An 18,770-nucleotide genomic window follows, 5' to 3' on the forward strand; every position below is an offset into this window, starting at 1 on the left:
TTCCTCGTACATAATTCAATAGAGCGATCATTAATTCCTGCTGGCTCAGGAAACCCTTTTAGGACTTCAATAATCGCAACCCATTTAAGATAACAAGAATCGTGCTCCCCTCATGTCCGACAACGCCAAGCGGGAGTGGGATGCCGAAAATAAAGTTCGTTGCAATTAGCCCCATAATGACCACAGCAGCAAAAATAATGTTCTGCTTCACAATGGATTGCGTTCTTCTGCTTAATACGATCGCACGGCCAATGTTAGTAAGGTCGTCATTCATCAGAACAACATCGGCTGTTTCCAAGGCTGCATCACTGCCTGCTGCCCCCATGGCAATTCCGACCGACGCACTCGCAAGTGCCGGCGCATCATTGACGCCATCTCCTACCATCGCTATCTGACCGTACTGCGTCTTCAGTTCCTTAACTATGCTCAGCTTATCTTCGGGCAACAACTCTGAGAACACCAAGTCAATTCCTGCTTCTGTCGCAATGCTGTTAGCTGTCTGCTTCTGATCGCCTGTCAGCATCGCTACCTGTATTCCTTGGCGCTTCAATTGCTTCACCATTTCAATCGCTTCCGGACGAATGCGATCTTGCAGTGCAATAACTCCAACCACTCGCCGGGACTTCTCTATCACAATAACCGTCTTGCCTTGATATTGCAGCGTATCAATCTGTTCGCGGATGTCCCCATCTATTTCCTGCTCTGACTGGATATAAGCAGGCTTGCCGATTCTCCACGACTCTCCTGCCCATACAGCCTCAATGCCTTGCCCAGCATGTGCTTGAAATTGAGAAGGACGTGGCCCTAATTCAGAATCGACCACACCATCACCGCTTCGCTGCGCTTCAGCAACAATTGCCTTAGCAATCGGGTGTGTGGACAGCTTCTCCAATGCCCCTGCAGCAAGCAGGAGCCCCTGTTCATTCATCGATTCATACGGAATAACATCTGTTACTTCCAGCTTTCCGCTTGTCAGCGTTCCCGTCTTGTCAAAGGCAATCACTTTCACATGTGAAATATGATCCAAGTATGCACCGCCCTTGAACAAGACACCCTTACGAGCACTATTTGAAATCGCAGATAGCGTAGCTGGCATAATCGAGGCAACTAAAGCACATGGGGATGCCACAACGAGAAAGACCATTGCCCGGTAAAAGGCCTCTGTCCATGTTTCTTGAAGCAGCAATGGCGGAAAAACTGCAAGCGCCAAGGTTGCGAGTAGAATCACCCTTGCGTAAATATGTTCGAATCTTTCAATCATTCGCTGTGACTTTGGCATTTCACTTTGCGCTTCCTGTACAAGCCGGATAATCTTTGCAAACAAAGACGATTCACTCGTTTGCGATACAATAATATATAAAGCCCCCTGCCCATTCACTGTTCCTGCATACACGTCGTCACCCTTATTCTTATCGACTGGAATGCTTTCGCCGGTAATCGATGATTGATTCACTGCAGATTGACCATCCTGCACCGTTCCATCTGCCGGTATACGTTCACCTGGCTTTACCAGAACGAGATCCCCGACCAGCACCTCCTCTACAGGCAGTACATACTCCACTCCGCTGCGAATGACATGTGCTTCTTCAGGCTTCAGATCCATGAGTGCGGAAATATCTTTTGAGCTGCGATTCATCGTAAAGGTTTCCAGTGCACCGCTCAATGCAAAAATAAAAATAAGGATCGCACCTTCTGACCAGTATCCGATTGAAGCTGCACCAAGTGCGGCTGCAATCATCAGCAGGTTGACATCCAAATCCTTATCACGTATTAGCGTAACAACGCCATCCTTTAGCTTTAGCCAGCCTCCACAAATATAAGACAGCACGTAGCACGCCAACACCCAATCATCCGAAACTGAACTGCCGAACATAGCCAACAGCAGGAACAGCAGACTGCCTGCTGCCGCACAAGATTCATTATGTGTATCCAGCCATTTCTTCCATGATGCTGTCATTGAGATCGTATTATTCATTTTCATTCATCCTCTCTTCAATTGAAAATGACTATCGTTGTTAACCCCCTAAAAATGCATCATGCTGCTTCCGATGAGGGAAGCAGCATGCATTGATAATGAGATTAATTTTCACTATGGTCATTTTTTTTGAATTGAGGCAACATTACTATATTTAGTATAATCTGATGAATGAAAAATGTGAATACCGATCGCAGCAAAATTAAGGGCTGTGTTGAAATTCGGAATTAGGCTTGCTAAATTTCAAGTACGCACTAGAACCCAGCTTAATTTATGCTCTTGTCGCTCGTAGTTCAATATCTCCACTTGCAGAAACAATTCGTACTATTGGCCCATCATATCCAATGCTCCCCCGATAATGATCTCGATGTTCCGTCTCTGTTTGTACATGCGGAAGCTTCACGGATAAATCACCACTGCTGGTGATCGCTTCAATATTGATATTTGCCACTAACGAAGAAATTCGGACGTCAATATCTCCTGACGCACTTTCAATCACTGAAGGGCCAATATCACGCCCGAAAGAGCAGTCCACATTACCACTGCTCGATTTGAGCATAAGCGAACCGTTCAGTTCATCAATCTCCACCTCGCCAGATCGGCTAATGATCTCTAGATTGGAACGAATATACTCTAGCTCCATATCTCCTGAGGAAGAAGACAGTGCCCAATTAAGACCGACTCCTTCGCGGATCGAAAGATCGCCGGACATCACCTCTGCACGCAGCTCATCAGCACTAATTTGCCCGACTTCCACATCCCCCGACGACGTTTGAATCGCCATCGATTGAGTCTTGCTGCGGCGGACATCTACATCCCCTGATGATGCTACCACACTCATTTGTTCTGCTGAGCAGCCATCCAAGTGGATATCACCCGACTTGCTCGCTATCCGGACAGATTGGAATATCCCCTGCCGAATATCTGCGTCCCCAGACGACAATTCCATATCAAGCTGGCTCGACCGAACTTGCTGCATATCAATGTCGCCTGATTCCGATGTAATTTGAAGATGACCTTGATAGCTGCTTGGCACACGCACATACAGCTTGTGCTCACTATAACGGAGCTGCTGAATAGTAAGAAAGGAGAAGAAGCGCTTGGCATTGTATCTCAATCGAGCTGAAATCGTGTAGGTATCGCCATCCAAATGATCACGAATATCGAACTTCTCCGGCTCATCCGATTCAAGGCGATAGCCAATCCGATCCCCTTCATACGACTCAATGGCAACATCCACCTCACTTGTCTGGATGCGCAACACACGTATCGATGAAGTATCATCATTCTCCTGATTGTAAGGTGATGAAGATGACCGGAATGATTGTCCAGCAGCGTAGGCTGCTACATGCAACATCCCATTGTCACTATGTGTTCTTTCAGCGCCAGCCTGTACATTTCCTTCACTCTGTCTGGTCTGAGTAGGATGTTCACGATGCTGCTCAAGAATTTCATTGGCGATGGTCTGTACGTTGCCTAATGAATTCAATATCTCTTCTTCGGACTTACCAGCCTCCATTGCCTCTTGGAAATGAGCCTCAAAGTCACTCATAATTTCCTTACGCTCAGTTGGCGGAATTTCCTCCAGTTCCCGCTCCAATCTCACAAGAAACTCTAGTTTTTGCAAGCTCATTGTGACATTACCTCCTTAATCATCTCATTTACCCCTTGGGAGAACAGACTCCATTCCTTAAGCATTTCTTGCATATAGGTCTTTCCTGTTTCGGTAAGTGTATAATACTTACGCGGCGGGCCCTCCGGCGACTCTTTCAAATATGTCTCAAAATATCCCTCTTGCGTTAATCTGCGAAGAAGCGGATACATCGTGCCCTCTGCAACCTGAAACTTCTCTGAGATGCGATGAACAAGCTCATAACCGTAGCGATCCTGCTCATAGGTAAGTACAAGCACACACAGCTCCAATACGCCCTTTTTAAATTGTACATTCATACCATCTGCACCACCCTCCCCTTTTCCCTTTCGTGGTAATTTTCTACATTGTATCACCCACTACTATGTAATGCAAGATACCTTTTTATACTCACTCTATTAAAAATTAAAGCGATTTTTCTTTTCATAGAAAATTTGAAATAGGCCGCTGACTGTTGTAATTATTGAAAGCGGATTCACATAAGATGATGTAAGTTATCCCCGCGAAGTCCCAAAAATCAACATTGAAGTTATTTACAATTCCTTATCACTCACTTAACGCTATGTTTAATCTTTCCATTTACAATGGGGCTTGTGCACAGTTTCGACGAATTTCAACAAAATAAGGGTTGGTTAGCTAACAAGATGAATCATGAATGGGATCTACTGAAATCTAAATCTACTAAGGAGTGTAACTATGAAAGCAAAACGTTGGTTTGCCCTGCTTACTATCATCTCTCTACTATTTATATCCGTTATTGGATGTTCGAGCAGTTCATCATCTGGCGAAGGCCAAGCTAACGAGTCAAGCGCTGCTGCTCCTGCTGCCAAAGAAGAGGACAAGACACCTGTCAAAATTCATTATTGGCATTCTCACGCTGAGGCTCAAACCGAAGGTCTTAACTACATGATCGGAGAGTTCCAAAAGAAATATCCATACATTACAGTTGAACCGGTATATCAAGGCGGATATGAAGACTTACATAAGAAGCTCCTCGCAGCTGTAGCTGCCGGCGATGTTCCTGCGGTAACGAATGTTGAGGTATCTTCTTTGCCTATCTTCTCTCACGATGGTATTTTCGAAGACTTGACGCCATATGTGGAGCGCGACCAAGTAGATACTTCCGACTTCTCGGAGGGCATGCTGAAGGCATATGCGTATGAAGGCCGTCAATTCGGCTTCCCGCTTATCGTAAGTACGAGTGTTATGATCTATAACCAAACATTGCTAGATAAGCTCGGTGCTCAGCCTCCGCAAACATGGACCGAGATCGAAGACTACAATAAGAAAGTTACAGAGAAGAAAGATGGAAAGACAGTTCGCTATGCGCTTTCCGTTCCGGGCTGGGATAACTGGTACTACGATCCTTGGATGATTAACGGCGGCGGTTCCGTTCTGAACGCTGACATGTCCAAGGCTGCAATTGATACACCGGAGAGCTTGCGCTACATCGAGAACTTCAAGCGCTGGGTAGATGAGGGCAACATGCACATCGGCTACGGCAAAGGTGCTTCCGGCACAATGCGGCAAATGTTCCTCGAGGGCAAAATCGGTATGATTGAGCACACTTCCGCTATGATCAAGACGTATGTAGAAAATGCGAAGTTTGAAGTGGGCGTATCCTTTGTGCCTGGCGACAAAACACGCATCTCCAACATCGGCGGTGCCGGTATCGTCATGATGAAAGGCGCAAAGGACAACCAAAAAGAAGCAGCTTGGAAGTTCATTCAATTCATGACGGGCAAAGAAAACAACTTGAAGTGGGCAGAAAAAGTAGGCTATCTCCCTACTCACAAATCAGTTATTGATACAGAAGAAGGCAAAGCGTACATGCAGCGTTGGCCGCAATACAAAGCCGTGCTTGACAACTTCGACCAAGTACAAGCGCGCATGCAGCATCCGTTGTACCCTGAGTTCAGCAACTTCTACATCGAAGCAATGGGCAAAATGGTTCTTGAAAAAGGAGACCCTGTGAAACTGATGAAGGAAGCCGCTGAGCAAATCAACAAAGTACTCGAAGATAGCAACTAACGTAATGCGCGGGTTGCACATTGCACATCTATGGTCAAGCAAGGTCGTATCCCCTATCTGCCATATGGGAACAGGGCATGCGGCTTTGACTTGGCCTTTCTTTATCATGGTTCCAAAGGAGAGGGCGATTTAACAAATGAATAGTAACTCCGGAATTACGACTGATACGCCGGCAGAAGCTGTAAAGTACAAGAAGCCTTGGTCATGGTACCGCTTTTCCGAGAAGTTAAAGGATTTCAGCTTCGCGCTGCCGGCTCTGCTGTTCCTGCTTATTTTTACCTATGTACCACTTGTATTCTCGATCTATATCAGTACGACGAACTGGAACATGTCGCGTCCAGTGATGAAATTTATCGGGGCGGATAACTATACGAAGCTGTTATCCAGTGAAGACTTTTGGAAGGTTCTTACGATTACGTTCAAGTATACGATTTTCGACGTATTCTTTACGATTGTCATCGGACTTCTACTGGCACTTCTATTTAACTCGAAATCGAAGATTTACAATTTCATGCGCGCGATCATCTTTATGCCCTATTACATTTCCATGGTCGTTGCAGCCATGATCTTCTTATGGATATTTAACGGTGAATACGGCCTTGCCAACTACCTATTGGAATTGGCAGGATTCGATAAGATCAATTGGATGACGAATCCGGACACAGCGCTTGGCGCACTAATTACGGTGTCCCTATGGAAAGGCGTCGGCTTTGCAATGCTGCTCTTCATCGCTGGCTTACGCAGCATTCCTGTTGAGTACTATGAGGCATCCAGCATCGACGGTGCTTCTCGTTGGAACCAATTCCGCAACATCACGATTCCATTACTGTCACCGATGACACTGTTCCTAGTTATTACGAACTTCATCGGATCGATGCAGGTCTTCCAATCGATCAATATTATGACGAACGGCGGACCGTTGAACGCAACGAAGGCAATGGTGTTCTGGATTTATCAGATGGCATTCTCCGAGTTCCGGACAGGCCGCGCCTCGGCTCTCGTCGTTATTTTCTTCATCATTATTATCGCCTTAACTGTGATCCAGTTATGGATTTCGAAAAAAAGAGTTCATTACGAAGGGTAGGCTTAGCGGATGTCTAAAACATTATTCTCAACCATCCGGTTGGCAGCAGCCATCCTTATTACGATTGTGATGTTCTTTCCAACGTATTGGCTAGTTGTCACTTCATTGAAAACACCGTTTGAACTGCGGCTCGCGATTCCGTCCTTCTGGCCTGAATCGTTCCGCTTCCAGAACTATATTGATGCATTTCAGGCTTCACCATTTGGCCGTTACTTTTTCAATACTGCCGTTCAGACACTGGGCATTATGATCCTCCAAATCAACGTGGCAATCTGGGCTGCCTTTGCCTTCGCGAAAGGGAACTTCTGGGGCCGTGACAAATGGTTCATTCTTGTCCTTGCTGCCCTGATCGTTCCGGAACAGGTAACATTCGTGCCTGTGTATGTGATGATGTCCAAGATTGGCTGGCTGAATACATTTCTGGCCTTAATTGTGCCTCATGGAGCTTCCGCCTATGGTATCTTCCTGCTTCGTCAGGCATTTAAGTCACTAAACAATGATGTACTGGAAGCTGCCCGTGTTGATGGTGCCGGCCGATTCCATCAATTGTATCGAATACTCGTTCCGATGGCGATGCCGACGATTGCAACCTTAATTGTCTTAACATTCATCGGAAGCTGGAACTCGTACTTCTGGCCACTTATTATGACGAACTCGGACAGCATGCGCGTATTGACGGTAGCGGTTGCGATGATGCGCGATGCAGTAGCAGGCGACGAGGCCCTTACGTTCCACATGCTCAGCGCCGCAAGCGTAATGGTCATCCTGCCGATCGTTATTGTATTTACTTTTGCACAGAAGCACATTGTCTCTGCTCTCGCGAATTCTACCTTTAAATAATCGTTCAAGTAGGTGTACAGCCAACCTATAGGCTTTCCCATATTCATATACTTCAAGGAGGCTAAGTAATGAAATCTTACTCTACTTCTTCACGTTATCGAAAAGGTGTTCAAGCGCTGCTGCTTTCCTCGATTCTGTTGTCATCTGCCGTTGCCTGTGCCAATAGTGAAGAAGAGCCGGCAGGCGCGAATCTTGCTGCTGCACCCGTCATGCAAATATCCAACACCAATCCGAGTGCAGCAGAGGCTGCTGGCAAGCTGACGCAACAAGAGGTGAACCCGAAGCTGCGCATCGATAAAAAAGAGTTCAAACCGCTGCTCAGCATGGCAAAGGATGGCCCTATTATTCCAGGCTTGCACGAGCTTGTTATTCCGCAGGGGCTTGCCTACTCTGCTGAACAAGGATGGCTTGTGATGTCAGGATATCGCGACAAAGGCGTCAGCGTCATTGCCATTATGGATTCAAAAACTGGCCAACTGCTGAAGTCTCTCGAACTGTATGACGCAGTCGGAGATCCGTATACAGGTCATGCTGGCGGTGTTGCCATTTCAAATGGCTATGTATTTATTGCTTCTGGCAGCAAGGCAAGATACGTATCCATTGATAAAATCAAGCAGACCGGTGATGGCGGGCAGCTTATTTTCGAGGGTCAATTTAAGGTGAACACAAATGCTTCCTTCATCGCATTCGAGGATGGAAAGCTATGGGTTGGCGAATTCGCTTATGGCACAAGTTATCCAACCGATGCGTCGCACTATATAACGAACCGCGATGGCGACGAATATCGCGCTTGGATCGAAGGATTTACGGTAGATACGAAGACAGGGCTTCCTGCACAATTGAAGAAATCTGGCGATAAGCTGGTTCCAGAGCAGCTCCTCTCGATTCCGAATCGAATTCAAGGTGTATCGTTCTGGAATGGCCATTGGGTATTAAGCGATTCTTATGGGCGTAACACCAACAGCACGATGCTATTCTTTAATGACCCTCGCAGGCAAGCACCTCACGCAAAAGTCACGCTTAACAACAAGGAAATCCCACTTTGGTTCCTTGATAAAGCAGAGCTCAAACTGAAACTTGACGGTCCGCCAATGGCTGAAGAGGTGGTAATCGTTGAAGATTCACTCTATATCAACTATGAATCCGCCTCTGACGGGATTGCGATGACCGGAAGCTATGCGATGGATCGCATGCACATCCTCAATATGAAGCAAATCGAACAAATGTGGGGCAAAAAGTAATGATGTCCTGAAGGGCCGTCAAGTGACGGCTCTTTTTTTTGCTTTATAATGGGTACAAATAGATGAACGCAATGGAATAGGAGACGTATGGTGATGAATGAACAGAAGTGGCATGACTTGCAGAATAAAGTAACCGCGCATATAGAAGGGAATCCTGATAGTTGCTCCCAATTGCTGCAAGAGCTGTTTGATGAGATGAAAGAACTTCGCGCTGAAAATGACCGATTGCGCAAAGCACTAAATACCGCTAGAAAGCAAAACGGAAACTACAACCATATGTCCACCAAATTAAAGGATGCGTTGTACGAATAAAAGTCGTGTCAGATGGATAATTTACGCACTTCCTCCGAACCCTATATTCATACTTAATTCGATGAATATTGGTTCAGGAGGTTCTATCATGATTACACGTCTAGTTCTGCTTGGATTATGTACCATGCTAAGCGTATACGTATCGGGCTGCAGCACGGCAAGCACGTCCCCTCAACCCCCTACAGCGAAAAAATCGCATGAAGGATATTCGATTCAACAACGACAAGTGCACGTCGCAACGAAGGAAGCCCCTTCCTTCGTTGATGGCAATGAAAGCGATGTCCGCAAGCCTAAGCCGCTTACTCTATCTGAGCTGCGTCGAAAATACCGTTCCCATTTCATCATGCAAGGCCCATCTGACCAAAGAAGGGTTGCACTGACGTTCGATGATGTTCCGGACAATCACTTTACCCCACAGGTTCTCGATGTGCTGCGACAGTATGGTGTTAAGGCGACGTTCTTCGTGGTTGGCAATCGTGCCGAGAAATATCCTGACATCTTGAAACGCATATTGGATGAAGGACACATTATCGGCAACCACTGCTATGATCACGCCAACCTGCCTAATCTGTCAGATGAAGCCTTTCACAACGAGATAAATCGAACACAGGATATTCTGCGAGCCGCAACTGGTCATACCGTTACCTTCATCCGACCTCCTTACGGCAATATAAACGAGGAGCAAATCAAATGGCTAGCCTCTCAAGGCATGCTGATCGTGAATTGGAATGTCGATTCTTTGGATTGGAAAGGACTTACCGCTGAACAGATTGAAGCAAATATTATGTCCCACCTTACCCCAGGCGCTATCGTGCTTCAGCATGCTGCTGGCGGCAAGGATCATGACTTGAGCGGAACCATCAAGGCACTGCCGCGCATTATTGAGGAACTGAATCGTCAAGCCATCGAAATGGTGACGCTGGACAAGCTGTTGGATAAACCAGCATATCGGAAATAATCCCCTTAAAAAATCGTACAAACTAAGGACGGCTGATGGTGCGAAAAATCACAATCGGTGATCATTTGTTTGAAGCGCCGTATGCCCTACGCCAAACACTGAAGAAGACAGAACTAAATTTAAGTGGTTCCAAGACGGAGTTCAGGAATGAAACAAGAGCCGTAGGAATTTTTCCTTAACGGCTCTTGGAGGCGTCCAGAAAACACAAATGGCCTTTTAACTCAATCGAATAATGGTTAACGCCGCACCAGCAGCATTGTTAATAAGCGTAGCTGACCCCAAAAGTCCGTACAATTGTAGGGATATTGTCGTATTGGCCGCCAATGTAAGAATAACGTCATTGTTAAATGCAGATGACGTCAGAACGGGAGCTATCGATGATGCTACATTCGCTGTGCCATTGATCAGCAATCGAGAGCCTAGCAACAATCCCGCCGTTAAATTGATCTGGTATGTGATATAGTATCTTCCCGCTGTTGATACGGTAAAGGTATCGTTTGAACCGTTTACGGTTATTCCTGACCCGATGTTTTGAGCGCTAGGAAGTGGAACGAGTGTACCTGTTAATACGACCGCAATGGTTGCTCCGGTTGTATTTGCAGCATATGAGGATGTCGCAGTAATACTCGTTCCAGTGGCCCCAGTAATGCCAGTATCGCCCGTAGCACCTGTCACTCCAGTTATTCCGGTAGCCCCTGTAGCGCCGGTAGAACCAGTGGTTCCAGTGTCACCAGTTACTCCAGTTGGGCCTGTCGCTCCCGTAGCTCCTGTCATGCCTGTCGTTCCAGTGATCCCAGTTGCTCCAGTAACTCCAGTAGCACCTGTTCCCCCCTTTGGGTATACAGGTACAATGATGCCAGATATTTTTGCAAGCCAAGAAGAAAAAGAATGAGAGTTTAAATTATTGTTCATAACCAAACCCCTTTTTTAGACGCCATCAACTTACCATCATGTAAAAATATATTCTATTAGTTCATATACTCATAATATTGAAACTTCTTTCAAAATGATTTGGCTATATCCTAAACAAATAGATTTAGACTGATGGGGGTTTTCACGAGAAATATGACTATGAGTTTACCGATATAAAAAACAAGAGCCGTGAGGATTCTTTCCTCTACGGCTCTTATTTATGAACCTAGTTATGTTTTTCAAAAATCAAGTTGTAATATTGTGAAGAACTATAATCATTGTATCCGTGCGATTGTACTCTAATATACATCTTATACCCAGCCTCAAGATGTGATGATAAACCATCTGTCCCCCCTGTGCCTGTATCGTACACATTTTTTACTTGTACAATCTGTCCACGTCCATCTTGAATAATAAGCTGTAAATCATAATTAAGTCCGGGAGGTGATTTCAAAATTACGGCGTAACTTAAATAGTCACCGTGAGTATTGTCCACCAAATAAAAATCATTGTCATTAAAACTTTCGATCGGTTGTGTTGCAGATGCGGCACTCGTACCAGGCCTCCACAGCAAATCTGCGTCTGCGATAGTATCTGCAAAACCATGTTTTGCAAAGACTGAAGGAGAAGCTACTACCATCAAGGCTGTCACTAGAAACGCAATAAACATTTTTCTCGCTTTCACAGTATCACTTTCCTTTCTTGGTATGTATAGAGGCATTTTCCTCTATACCAATATATTACATTGAGAGGTTATATTTGTAAACTATATATTTTTAATGGAAACCTTTTATCTGAACCGATTGGTATCTTTGCTACTTTTTTTGGCTTTGTCATTATATCCTCCAAATAAAGAAGAGAGAGCGATATGTGCCCTCTCTCATTTGTTATTACTTATTTTTTCTATGTTCGCCCTGTTATCGAAAAAAGAAGCTAAGATTCAGATTATGATTCTTTTTCTCATGCCATCTAATTCCCTCTATTCTATATAACTCCGTTGAGTCTGTTCCCATTTTGTCCCCATGGGGACAGATTACTTTTGAAGCCCAATTGGAATCAACCTTTATGGAAGGATAAGGGATTATGATGTCGAATACATGCATATATCATAACTAGGGGTGAACAGTGTATCGCTATGTTATTAAGAATGTTGGGTATTGGCGTTATTCTGTGTTGCATATTAATAGGGTATGAAGCAGGGAGTGTTTTCGAAAAGCTCGGTGGAAGGTTCGAATTTATACCAGCTTTGGTATGGTGGGTTAGTGGAGCTGCGTCAGCAGTTTTATTTTTTGCAATAGGGACGGTATTGGAGCAACAGGAAGAAATGCAGACAGCACTACAACAAATTACAGAAGAGGAAATGTGAAGTGAAACAGAACCTGCGGCATCTACTTAGGAGTAGTTTTTATTTCTTAGGTTTTTATAGTTTGAAAATTTTGACCGATGAAAGTCTTATCTAATAGGGTGGCTTCGTATTTATACGGAGTCATTTTTTAATATTTTCTGGGTTGGATAATTTTGTGAACTTTGTTAATATAACGTTATCTGAAAGATACGCAAATCTTATATGTGAGGGTGATTCGTTTGAAGCAAGGAATTATTGTGTTGATGAACGGAACTTCTAGTTCAGGAAAGACTAGTATTTCTATTGAACTGTTAAATCAGAAAGAGATTCTTTTTCATCATTTATCAATAGATGATTTTGTCAGGGATTTTTTTAATAATAAATTTTCAGATATTGAACCTACAAGAGAAGTAGATGAGCAAGTTATCGCACAAATAATGTCTGATCCCTTAACCTCAATGTACTATTCGACAATTAAATTGTTTTCAGAAATGGGATTGAATGTAATAGTAGATACTGTAATCGACAATGACAAGTCGTTTAATGAATGTCTTGATCTATTTTTCGATCAGCCTACATTATTTATAGGTGTAATATGCTCGAAAGAAGAGCTCATAAGAAGAGAGCAAACAAGAGGAGATAAAAAAATTGGACTAGCAGCTTCACAGTTCAGCAAAGTATATTGCATAGATGAATATGACCTCGAAGTAAATACTGAAGAGATGAATCCAATAGAATGTGCCGAAAAGATATTAAGTTTTATTAAGTCCAATCAGGAATACTCGGTATTTAAGAAATTAAGTAAAAGAAATGTTAGTGTTTCCTAGATGCCGTATCCATTAGATAACACCCATATTCAAGCCTTGGGGCTATCGCCCCTCGGCCTGCCCGAGGGATTTCGGAATTAAGCAACGGGACACGTTAGTTCAATGCAACAGCGACAGTCTAGGACTTTATTTTCTCGTCCTAAGCTGTCGCTGTTCCAATTTCTCAGGTCAGTCTAAAACTTATTTTATGGAGTCTGGTGGTATACAATTCTAAAGTCGCATGGAATAAGACACGTAGTCAAATACTTTATTTTCCTAGTCTAAATCTTTATTTTCTTCTGACACTCGAATCTGAAACGTAAAAAATATAAGATCGTAGCGGTATGTGATTAGCCGCATTTCTTCTTAGACAAACAAAAAAACCCTTATATGTATCAAGGGTTTGTAGCTCTTAGATTATGGTGCGGTAGAGAGGACTCGAACCTCCACGGGCGTACGCCCACTACCCCCTCAAGAAAGTGCAGAAGGTTCCTGATGTTACCTAGTGTTTTCTAAGGTGCTGTAAAACAAGGAAATACGCATTCCCCGTTACCTCTTGTTTCCGTGCATTATTTATAATAAGTGACCGAAACCGTGACCATAACATGATAAAAGGAGTCCAGCCATGTACATAAAATCATTAGAGGATTTTGAAGAATACGAGCCTTATTGCAGTGTTTGTCATAAAGATTTAAATGATGTCTGGGAGCTAGTTTTAGAAGGACATTGCAGAGGTGAAATATGGTTTTGTATTGATTGTAGAAGAGGATTATTGCAACTTCTTCAGCAATCAACTTTAGTGAATCAAGGTGTAATCCATGTATAGAGTGGTCGTTATCCCTCATTGGAGTGGTTGTTATCACTTATCTTGGGTATTATCTGGACAAACTATATGTGTTTTACCTGGTTTCTTAAAAAAGGTTATTGGTACTAAGATAGCCTCATTAAGTGAAAGTTATGATTTAAACATTTTTCAAATGACTGAATTAGGATTCCAAATATACTCAATCAGAAACCTCTAACAATTTCGTCATTCACTTAATAATACCCACCCTATTAGAGCAGGTATTATTAATCAAAATTTTTATTAATATGACTTGATAAATACGTATTACTCATTGTTTTTACTCAACATTTCATCTATCACCTTTAAGATTTTTGTTTTTCCTTTTCACTAAGAACCCGATCATTATATGCAACATCATACTCTTGGGTTTTTAATAAACTATCAAGGCTAATACTAGTTCCATAAAAAACGATAATATTTTTTGATAGTTCAACTAAATCATATCCGAATAAAATCATATCCGAAGAACAACCAAGTGCTTTACTTAAATTAGAAATGTCATTCGAATTCGGGGAGCTATAGTCACGTTCCCAATTAGAAATAACCTGTGTTGACACATTGATCATTTCAGCAAGCTGTTTCTGAGTAAGTTTTTTTCTTTGCGATACTTTTTTATTCTAGCACCAACACCAAGACCAACTTGTGGGATCATTTAACCACCTCATTATTAAATTTCACACAATAATTACTATTTCACTCTTGTAATATAAAAGAAAGCAAGATAATATATAACTAACGGATTCCGTTATATTATTTAAAGGGCGGTGAATCTATTTTAGAAAAATTAAAACAGATTCGTGAAGAAAGAAACCTATCCAAAACGTACATGGCGAAAAAACTAGGTCTCTCACTGCAAGGTTATAGACATCTCGAAAATGGAAGTGTTCGAATGTCTGCAGATAGAATTCTTGCGATTTCAAAAATATTAGGTGTAGATGTGACCATTTTTTTTGAACAATAACTAACGGATTCCGTTATAAAGGAGGTTTTTCTATTCCTCATAAGCAGCTACTACAAAGTATCAATGATTTCGAAAATTATTTCAACAATTTATCGAAAACAAGAGCCATCCAAATTCAACAAGAAAAAAGACTACTCCGACAAATATCAGAGCTTCGGCGTAGCTTGAAAAGCGTAGCCGATACCGGGAAGGAGCGATAGCGACGCCCGGCTTGGCCTAGATATGGAGGGGCAAGATATGCAAGGCTGTTTTAGCGGACAGGCCACTCCGTGGCATGGCCGATAAGCCTGTCCCGCATATCTTGCAGAGGCTCCATGTCTAGGCTGAGGCGTTGGACTAAGTCCGACGTCACCCAGCATCTATATAACATGCTGGGTGCAAATTACATCGAAAGGAGTCCCCACCCCTTGTTGTTAAGAGGAATTGACAGTCTAGAATTTGGTTTAGAAATCGATCGTTATGAGTTAGCCATAGAACCATTCTTAGAAACTTTTAAGAAGCTTAAGGAAGAGGCTCAAATAAATAGGAAAGAACAATCTATTCGAATTGGTGATATAGAATTTGCTATTCATCCAACTGGGCAAAAGTTTTATGCTTACCGCTTAACTTGTAAAGATTTCTTGATTGCGTTTATGGACAAAGAAATGCCGAATAATGCACCAGTACATGTTAGATTTTTATCTAGTTACCTCTGGTCATTTGGTTTACAGGACGCTTTATCAAAATTTATGGATTGGTTTAGTTGTTTTTCGGTTCGAGTAACCAAGAATAAATTGTCTCGAATTGACACTTGCGTTGATTCTGATGAAATACGATTTGTGCAGAATGACGTAAAAAACTTAGTCACTCGTGCAAAATGCAAAACTGAACACTTTGTAAATGAAGAATACATAGAAGGACGAGTTTTTAGTGGCTTAACTGTCGGCAGAGGTAACCCACTTCTAGCTAGGATATACAATAAGTCTCTAGAGATAAATAAATCAGGAAAGGTGTGGTTCCATCAAATTTGGTTAGAACATGACTGGGATAAAAATAATGAAGTATGGAGAGTCGAATTCCAGATAAGAAGACCCGCATTAAAAGAACTTGGAATCACATCTTGTGAAGACTTTCTTCAAAAACAAAATGAGTTGTGGAGCTATTTAACTGAAAATTGGCTGTCATTAAGATCACGAACAGATCAAAATGTAACTCGTATGAAAGTTAAAAGAAAGTGGCGATTAGTTCAACAAGCAGGTATGGATTATCAGCCTTCTCCACTTATCAGAAAAAAATAAAGGAAGGAAATATTCAGAGATTGCTAGACCAAGCAGCCGGATTAATGATGTCCATTGCTTCAGTAAGTGATCACAACAATATTGAAGAGACAACTGAATTATTAAATTCATGGTTTGAATTAAAGCTTATTAGCAAGGACAAAACATTTGAAGTTGAAAAAGAACGTCGTCGACACGAATTCATGAACAAATAAATTATGAAAGAGGTATGATCCATGAAAATTTCACTCGAAAGAAAAGTTAATTATTTCAAATTGGAAGAAAATGATATCGAAACCGGAGAAGGTCTGGTCACCGTTTTCCTTCAAGGACAAAACAATGAACAACCTTTAAATCAAATCATTTTAAATGCTGTTTTGCTTCTACTTCGAAGCATCGATTTTGATGAGGCTTCGACAGAGCAACATGGTGCAGAAAAAATAATTCTTCCGATTTTAAATTCTTTAGGTGTAAGTATTGAATTTGCTCAACTATGGCTTACATTGCAAGATGATGACTTTAGATATCTGAGTGTTATTGAAGAGTACATCAAGGAGATCAAGCAAAAAGAACATCCTGAAGCTGCTGAGCTAATTAATATCCTTCAAAGTGATGAATATTAATCAAATCTAATAACGATTTCAATATGAAAGGAGAATACAATGGATACCTCTTTAGAGAAATTCCCACCAGTACTTGATGTCGTTGATATTCAACGAATACTTGGCATTGGAAGAAGACAGTCTTATGAGTTAGTAAACTCAGGAGAATTCCACACTGTTCGTGTTGGAAAACGTATTAAAATAGCCAAAGATGTCTTTGTCCGATGGCTAATTGGTATCGAAAATGATAATGAAGTCAGTACAACATAAATTAAGCGCATTTATATATTCTATTTCTCACATCAATAATAAGGAGAAAGTAATGGCAGGATCAGTAAGGAAAGAAGGAACTACATGGTATTACGTCCTCGAACGCTATGAGAACGGCAAAAGGAAGCAGCAGAAGCGCAGAGGATTCCCTACTAAGAAAGAAGCCCAGAAAGCTCTTATAGAAGCTCAGAATGCCATATTAACAGGCACATTTGTAAAGCCTACATCAATGCTAGTGCAAGACTATCTTATTGAATGGATGAATGCAAAAAACATACTATTGGACGAGAAACCGCAAAAGCAAACTTATCCTTTATTAACAATCATATTATTCCGGAAATTGGCCATGTGCAGTTATCTAAATTAACTGCACATGACATCCAGAACATGATAGGAAGATTGTTAGAAAAAGGCCTTGCTTCATCAACTGTTAAAAGAATTTACAATATAACCAATACTTCGTTGAATAAAGCGGAAAAAATGCAACTCATACAAAAGAATGTAGCTGCTCTGGTTGATAAACCTAAAGTTAAAAGAAAAGAACTAAGTGTTTGGAGTATTAACGAAGTAAATCAATTTCTAGAAGCAGCGAAACAAAGTCGATATTACATTGCATTTTACCTGGCAATAATGACTGGGATGCGCCAAGGAGAAATTCTTGGTTTAAGGTGGCAAGATGTAGATCTTGATAATGGTAAGGTATATATTCGTCAAACTTTGAGTCACGATGGAAAGGAGTTTAACGTAGGAGCTAAAACAAGGGCTGGTGTACGTTCTATAACAATAGATGCCGTTACATGCGAAGAGCTTGCTAAACATCGAACAATTAACGAACTCGAGAAAAAACATGCTGAAGCTAACGGAATTTATACGGATAAAGACTTGGTTATCTGTACATCTACAGGGAATCAACTAACTCCAAGAGATTTAGTAAAGGCTTTTCGTAGAATTTTGCTTAAAACTAATCTTAGTAGTATTACATTTCATGACCTTAGGCATACCCATGCTTCATTGTTATTGATGCAAAATATTCATCCTAAAATCGTTTCTGAGCGATTAGGACATTCATCTATCCAGATGACGTTGGATACGTATTCTCACCTTATGCCTAATATGCAAGAAGAAGCAGCTAACGAACTTGCGAATGCTTTATTTAGAAAAACTAATGGTGACCATTTCGTGACCAGTAAATCAAATCCGTAAGAGATAATTGTACAACAAGTAATTGAATACTAAAAAATCCCTTACTACGTAAGGGATTGCTATTAGTTAATTTGGTGCGGTAGAGAGGACTCGAACCTCCACGGGCGTACGCCCACTACCCCCTCAAGATAGCGTGTCTGCCATTCCACCACTACCGCACGTATTTTGGGAAGGATGTCTACCGACATCTCAACCGAGGAATAAAACTGGTGAGCCATGAAGGACTCGAACCTTCGACACCCTGATTAAAAGTCAGGTGCTCTACCAACTGAGCTAATGGCTCATGGTGCAAGAACATTGCTGTTCGCCATGTCACTCCAACAAGATTGAAGTGGTGACCCGTAGGGGATTCGAACCCCTGTTACCTCCGTGAAAGGGAGGTGTCTTAACCCCTTGACCAACGGGCCATATCGTTATTGTTTCTTACTTTTTTCTCATCACCTCTCGGCGACAATTAAGAGTATATCAAACGATAC

Annotated in this window: 20 protein-coding genes, 3 tRNA genes and 1 pseudogene; 15 read left to right on the forward strand and 9 right to left on the reverse strand. The window is 42.2% G+C overall.

Features of this window, described 5'->3' with window-relative positions:
- Positions 1-58: 58 nt before the first annotated feature.
- The 3 genes from PAV_RS04455 to PAV_RS04465 all read right to left on the reverse strand — a co-directional run bounded on the left by PAV_RS04455 (position 59) and on the right by PAV_RS04465 (position 3,925).
- On the reverse strand, positions 59-1,975 hold the full coding sequence (locus PAV_RS04455) for a heavy metal translocating P-type ATPase (protein WP_005543879.1): 1,917 nt from the start codon (positions 1,973-1,975) through the stop codon (positions 59-61).
- Between the two features lie 271 nt (positions 1,976-2,246).
- Entirely contained in the window at positions 2,247-3,608 is a 1,362-nt protein-coding gene (locus PAV_RS04460; protein ID WP_005543880.1) for a DUF4097 family beta strand repeat-containing protein, read from the reverse strand.
- Positions 3,605-3,925 carry a PadR family transcriptional regulator gene (locus PAV_RS04465; protein ID WP_005543881.1) on the reverse strand — a complete coding sequence of 107 codons (321 nt, stop codon included), beginning with the start codon at positions 3,923-3,925 and terminating at the stop codon, positions 3,605-3,607. Before PAV_RS04465 ends, PAV_RS04460 begins: the two co-directional genes overlap by 4 nt.
- Positions 3,926-4,322: 397 nt before the next feature.
- Here PAV_RS04465 and PAV_RS04470 point away from each other — a divergent pair, with 397 nt between their 5' ends.
- The 6 genes from PAV_RS04470 to PAV_RS04495 all read left to right on the forward strand — a co-directional run bounded on the left by PAV_RS04470 (position 4,323) and on the right by PAV_RS04495 (position 10,092).
- Positions 4,323-5,657: an ABC transporter substrate-binding protein gene (locus PAV_RS04470; RefSeq protein WP_005543883.1), complete on the forward strand. Its 1,335-nt coding sequence runs from the start codon at positions 4,323-4,325 to the stop codon at positions 5,655-5,657.
- Positions 5,658-5,793: 136 nt separating this feature from the next.
- Positions 5,794-6,741 carry a carbohydrate ABC transporter permease gene (locus PAV_RS04475; RefSeq protein ID WP_005543885.1) on the forward strand — a complete coding sequence of 316 codons (948 nt, stop codon included), beginning with the start codon at positions 5,794-5,796 and terminating at the stop codon, positions 6,739-6,741.
- 9 nt (positions 6,742-6,750) lie between these two features.
- The gene (locus PAV_RS04480) at positions 6,751-7,581 is read left to right on the forward strand and encodes a carbohydrate ABC transporter permease (RefSeq protein WP_005543887.1); all 831 of its coding nucleotides are present in this window, start codon (positions 6,751-6,753) and stop codon (positions 7,579-7,581) included.
- A 68-nt stretch (positions 7,582-7,649) separates the two neighbouring features.
- Positions 7,650-8,822 carry a YncE family protein gene (locus PAV_RS04485; protein WP_005543889.1) on the forward strand — a complete coding sequence of 391 codons (1,173 nt, stop codon included), beginning with the start codon at positions 7,650-7,652 and terminating at the stop codon, positions 8,820-8,822.
- A 93-nt stretch (positions 8,823-8,915) separates the two neighbouring features.
- Entirely contained in the window at positions 8,916-9,134 is a 219-nt protein-coding gene (locus PAV_RS04490; protein ID WP_005543890.1) for a hypothetical protein, read from the forward strand.
- A gap of 88 nt (positions 9,135-9,222) precedes the next feature.
- Complete coding sequence (locus tag PAV_RS04495; RefSeq protein ID WP_005543892.1) at positions 9,223-10,092, forward strand: polysaccharide deacetylase family protein; 870 nt, start codon at positions 9,223-9,225, stop codon at positions 10,090-10,092.
- A gap of 216 nt (positions 10,093-10,308) precedes the next feature.
- Here the strand turns inward: PAV_RS04495 and PAV_RS36810 are convergent, their stop codons facing one another.
- The gene (locus tag PAV_RS36810; protein WP_005543896.1) at positions 10,309-11,004 is read right to left on the reverse strand and encodes a BclA C-terminal domain-containing protein; all 696 of its coding nucleotides are present in this window, start codon (positions 11,002-11,004) and stop codon (positions 10,309-10,311) included.
- Between the two features lie 226 nt (positions 11,005-11,230).
- A complete protein-coding gene (locus PAV_RS04505) occupies positions 11,231-11,689 on the reverse strand; it encodes a hypothetical protein (protein WP_005543897.1) in 459 nt (152 codons plus the stop codon).
- An 899-nt stretch (positions 11,690-12,588) separates the two neighbouring features.
- Here PAV_RS04505 and PAV_RS04515 point away from each other — a divergent pair.
- The gene (locus PAV_RS04515) at positions 12,589-13,176 is read left to right on the forward strand and encodes a chloramphenicol phosphotransferase CPT family protein (protein ID WP_005543899.1); all 588 of its coding nucleotides are present in this window, start codon (positions 12,589-12,591) and stop codon (positions 13,174-13,176) included.
- A 604-nt stretch (positions 13,177-13,780) separates the two neighbouring features.
- Positions 13,781-13,981: a hypothetical protein gene (locus PAV_RS34460; protein WP_005543900.1), complete on the forward strand. Its 201-nt coding sequence runs from the start codon at positions 13,781-13,783 to the stop codon at positions 13,979-13,981.
- Between the two features lie 323 nt (positions 13,982-14,304).
- On the opposite strand, the pseudogene PAV_RS33175 reads toward PAV_RS34460, so the two are convergent.
- Positions 14,305-14,595: pseudogene (locus PAV_RS33175) on the reverse strand (helix-turn-helix domain-containing protein); the annotation flags it as partial.
- 179 nt (positions 14,596-14,774) lie between these two features.
- On the opposite strand from PAV_RS33175, the gene PAV_RS37495 reads away from it, so the two are divergent.
- The 7 genes from PAV_RS37495 (at position 14,775) to PAV_RS04535 (ending at position 18,294) form a co-directional block, all read left to right on the forward strand.
- Positions 14,775-14,963 carry a helix-turn-helix domain-containing protein gene (locus PAV_RS37495; RefSeq protein WP_085981352.1) on the forward strand — a complete coding sequence of 63 codons (189 nt, stop codon included), beginning with the start codon at positions 14,775-14,777 and terminating at the stop codon, positions 14,961-14,963.
- 407 nt (positions 14,964-15,370) lie between these two features.
- On the forward strand, positions 15,371-16,240 hold the full coding sequence (locus tag PAV_RS04520) for a hypothetical protein (RefSeq protein WP_005543903.1): 870 nt from the start codon (positions 15,371-15,373) through the stop codon (positions 16,238-16,240).
- Between the two features lie 20 nt (positions 16,241-16,260).
- A complete protein-coding gene (locus PAV_RS34465) occupies positions 16,261-16,434 on the forward strand; it encodes a hypothetical protein (RefSeq protein WP_005543905.1) in 174 nt (57 codons plus the stop codon).
- 21 nt (positions 16,435-16,455) lie between these two features.
- The gene (locus PAV_RS04525; RefSeq protein WP_005543906.1) at positions 16,456-16,842 is read left to right on the forward strand and encodes a hypothetical protein; all 387 of its coding nucleotides are present in this window, start codon (positions 16,456-16,458) and stop codon (positions 16,840-16,842) included.
- Positions 16,843-16,881: 39 nt separating this feature from the next.
- A complete protein-coding gene (locus tag PAV_RS04530; RefSeq protein ID WP_005543908.1) occupies positions 16,882-17,091 on the forward strand; it encodes a helix-turn-helix domain-containing protein in 210 nt (69 codons plus the stop codon).
- Between the two features lie 52 nt (positions 17,092-17,143).
- Positions 17,144-17,458: an Arm DNA-binding domain-containing protein gene (locus tag PAV_RS35880; RefSeq protein WP_005543909.1), complete on the forward strand. Its 315-nt coding sequence runs from the start codon at positions 17,144-17,146 to the stop codon at positions 17,456-17,458.
- Positions 17,347-18,294 (forward strand): tyrosine-type recombinase/integrase, encoded by a 948-nt coding sequence (locus tag PAV_RS04535; protein ID WP_238555740.1) that lies wholly within the window; start codon positions 17,347-17,349, stop codon positions 18,292-18,294. Before PAV_RS35880 ends, PAV_RS04535 begins: the two co-directional genes overlap by 112 nt.
- Before the next feature lie 72 nt (positions 18,295-18,366).
- Here PAV_RS04535 and PAV_RS04540 read toward each other — a convergent pair.
- The 3 genes from PAV_RS04540 to PAV_RS04550 form a co-directional block, all read right to left on the reverse strand.
- Positions 18,367-18,452, reverse strand: a tRNA-Leu gene (locus PAV_RS04540).
- A gap of 49 nt (positions 18,453-18,501) precedes the next feature.
- A tRNA-Lys gene (locus tag PAV_RS04545) sits at positions 18,502-18,577 on the reverse strand.
- 49 nt (positions 18,578-18,626) lie between these two features.
- Positions 18,627-18,701, reverse strand: a tRNA-Glu gene (locus PAV_RS04550).
- Between the last annotated feature and the right edge of the window lie 69 nt (positions 18,702-18,770).

The organism is Paenibacillus alvei DSM 29, from assembly GCF_000293805.1.
Lineage (GTDB): Bacteria > Bacillota > Bacilli > Paenibacillales > Paenibacillaceae > Paenibacillus_B > Paenibacillus_B alvei.